Genomic DNA, 2,913 nt, shown 5'->3' on the forward strand with positions numbered 1-2,913 from the left:
CAGGTCCCCGCCTACGCCGGCGCGCCCGGCCCCGAACCGGCCGGCGGCGCAGCCGGTGCGCGCGCCACCAGCGCGCCGGCACCCGGTCACCCGGGCGCTTCCTACCCGGGACTGCCACCCGACGACCACCCCCCGCGCGGCCCGCTGCCACCGGCCGGTGGGGAACGGCCTCGCCGGCACCGCACGATGACCGGCATCGTCGCCGCTGCGATAGTCGCCGGCGTGGTCGGCGGAGCCGGCGGCTTCAGCGGGGCCTATGCCCTGCTCGACGGACACAGCGCGTCCTCCGTGCTGACCACCGCCCCCGCTGCCACCGCTGCGACCGCACCCACCGTCCCCGGTACCGTCACCGCCGCGGCTGCGGCCGCGATGCCCAGCACCGTGGACATCCAGGTCCCGCAGAGCCAGGGCAGCGACGAGGGTGCCGGCATCATCCTGACCGCCGACGGCGACGTGCTCACCAACAACCACGTCATCTCCGGCGCCACCGGCCCCATCACCGTCACCCTCTCCGACGGCAGCCAGCACACCGCCACCGTCGTCGGCACCTCACCCAGCTACGACCTCGCCGTCCTCAAGATCCAGGGCGTCTCCGGCCTCACCCCGGCCACCCTGGCCAACAGCGCGAACCTGGAGGTCGGCCAGACGGTCGTCGCCATCGGCTCGCCCGAAGGCCTCACCGGGACCGTCACCTCCGGCATCGTCAGTGCCCTCGACCGCACCGTGACCGTCCAGACCGACAACGGCACCGCCGTCGTCTACAACGGCCTGCAGACCGACGCACCGATCAACCCCGGCAACTCGGGAGGCCCACTGGTCAACCTCCAAGGCCAGGTGGTCGGCATCGACTCCGCCATCGCGTCGGCCGGAAGCCAGGGCAGCGGCCAGACCGGCCAGGCCGGCAGCATCGGCCTCGGCTTCGCCATCCCCGTCGACCAGGCCCAACGGGTTGCGCAGGAGCTGATGGCCACCGGCACCGCCACCAAACCCGTGCTCGGCGTCCAGGGCAACGCCGCCGCCACCACCACTGCCGGCGCTCAGATCGCGGCCGTCACGCCAGGATCGCCGGCCGCCCAGGCCGGGCTGGCCGCAGGCGACGTCATCACCAAGGTCGGCAACGACACGGTCCAGGACTTCGCCGACCTGATCGCCCGCATCGGTGCCGCCGCTCCGGGCAGCCGGGTGGCCCTGACCGTCACCAACGGGGGCGCCACCCGCACCGTGCAGGTCACGCTCGGCAGCACCCCCGATCAGGCCGCCACCACCAGCAACGGTGGGCAGAGCACGAGTCCGTTCAGCGGCCAGGGCGCCAGCCCGTTCGGGGGCGGCAACTAGACAGCCGCGGTCGGCGCCTTGCGAGGAACCACCTGGATGCCGCGATCAACCCGGCAACGTTCGTGGCCACCGCACTAGCGGCTCCGCGACCGGTACCTACCCGGCGTCACCCCGACCCGTTTCTTGAACTCGCGGGTCATGTGGCTCTGATCGGCGAAGCCGCAGGCGCAGGCTATGTCGAGGAGCGGTGTGTTCGAGCGTTCGAGCATCATCCGGGCCCTGTCGACCCGCTCCCGGATGACGAACTCGTGGGGTGGCGTGCCCGTGGTCGCCCGGAACCTGCGCGCGAAGTGGAAGCGGCTCAGGCCCACCTCGGTCGCCAGGTCCGCGAGGGAGATGCTCTCGCCGAGGTGCTGGTGGATGTAGTCGCGCACGGCACGGTCCTGCTGGAACGTGAGGCCGTCGGTCCCACCGCGCTCGCGGAAGAGCACGTGGGCATGCCGCCGCAGGATGTGCACGGAGAGCTGGCAGGACAGCGACTCCACCATCAGCCTGCTGCCCGCAGCGCCTTGCGCCGCCTCATGGGCGATCTGCATGGCGGTCCGGTGGATGGCCGGGTCGTTGGCCTTCACGGTGTCGTGGAGCTCGACCTCCTGGACGTCGCGTTCGTACATCTGACGGCAGGTGGCCGCGAGCTCGTCCTGGGTGAGGTAGACGTGGACGACCTCGATGTCCTCCGGCCACACCCAGTGCGATTCGGCAGCGCGGGTCAGTAACGAGACGTCGCCGGGTCCGAGCGTCTCGTTGATCCATTCGCCGTCGATGCGCCTGCGCATCGACGTCTCCCCCCGCCGGTAGGCGACGACCATGTAGTCGCGCAGCGGTGGCACCTCGACATCGGATCCGGCGTAGCGATACCCGCGCACCGACACCCCGTCCCAACCCGCCGGGCTGTGCACGGTGAGTTGTCCCGGTACCCAACGCGTGAGCTGGTCGGGGGCGATGAACTCCTCCGCCATGTGAACCTCCGCGTCAGCGACGACGCCACTCGTCCCGCTCCACAGAGTAGGGGCCGTGGCCAGGGTCACAGAGGTTTCGCGCAAGATCCTTCTACAGCCGCGCTGATTCTCCTGTCGAGCAAGTTCGTTCAACGCCGGCGGCCGGGGGTTCAAGCCTCGAAGGGGGCGGTGCGGGATGGTGCGCATCACACTTCCCCGCGCATCAAAGGGAGACACGTCTGATGACAGTCAGCGACGACACCCGCGCCGGTACCGTCGACGCCGTTGTGATCGGGGCCGGGTTCTCCGGCCTCTACATGCTGCACAAGCTGCGCGACCGGATGGGCATGGCGGTCCGGGTCATCGAGGCCGGAGGCGGGGTCGGAGGGACCTGGTACTGGAACCGCTACCCCGGCGCTCGGTCGGACTCCGACAGCTACGTCTACGGCTTCACCTTCGACGAGGAGCTGTGGCGGGAGTGGCAGTGGAGCGAGCGCTACCCCGAGCAGCACGAGATCCGCGCCTATCTGGAGCACGTGGCGGACCGGTTCGACCTCAATAGGGACATCACCCTCGACACCCGCGTCACCGGCGCCACCTTCGACGAGGCGGACGACAGCTGGACGGTCACGACCGACAA

3 protein-coding genes are annotated in these 2,913 nt (G+C 70.5%); 2 read left to right on the forward strand and 1 reads right to left on the reverse strand.

Features of this window, described 5'->3' with window-relative positions:
* On the forward strand, positions 1-1,335 hold a 1,335-nt coding region (locus tag JWR81_RS11740; protein WP_297650481.1), incomplete at its 5' end, for a trypsin-like peptidase domain-containing protein.
* A 74-nt stretch (positions 1,336-1,409) separates the two neighbouring features.
* Here the strand turns inward: JWR81_RS11740 and JWR81_RS11745 are convergent.
* Positions 1,410-2,294, reverse strand: coding sequence for an AraC family transcriptional regulator (locus JWR81_RS11745; RefSeq protein WP_297650484.1), 885 nt, complete (start codon positions 2,292-2,294; stop codon positions 1,410-1,412).
* A gap of 221 nt (positions 2,295-2,515) precedes the next feature.
* Here JWR81_RS11745 and JWR81_RS11750 point away from each other — a divergent pair.
* On the forward strand, positions 2,516-2,913 hold a 398-nt coding region (locus tag JWR81_RS11750), incomplete at its 3' end, for an NAD(P)-binding protein (protein WP_297650486.1).

This window comes from Pseudonocardia sp. (genome assembly GCF_025965585.1).
In the GTDB taxonomy this organism is placed as follows: Bacteria; Actinomycetota; Actinomycetes; order Mycobacteriales; family Pseudonocardiaceae; genus Pseudonocardia.

Bases quoted from the DNA above. Each gene is read 5' to 3' on its own strand.
- JWR81_RS11745 (WP_297650484.1), bottom strand. From the start codon at position 2,294: ATGGCGGAGGAGTTCATCGCCCCCGACCAGCTCACGCGTTGGGTACCG.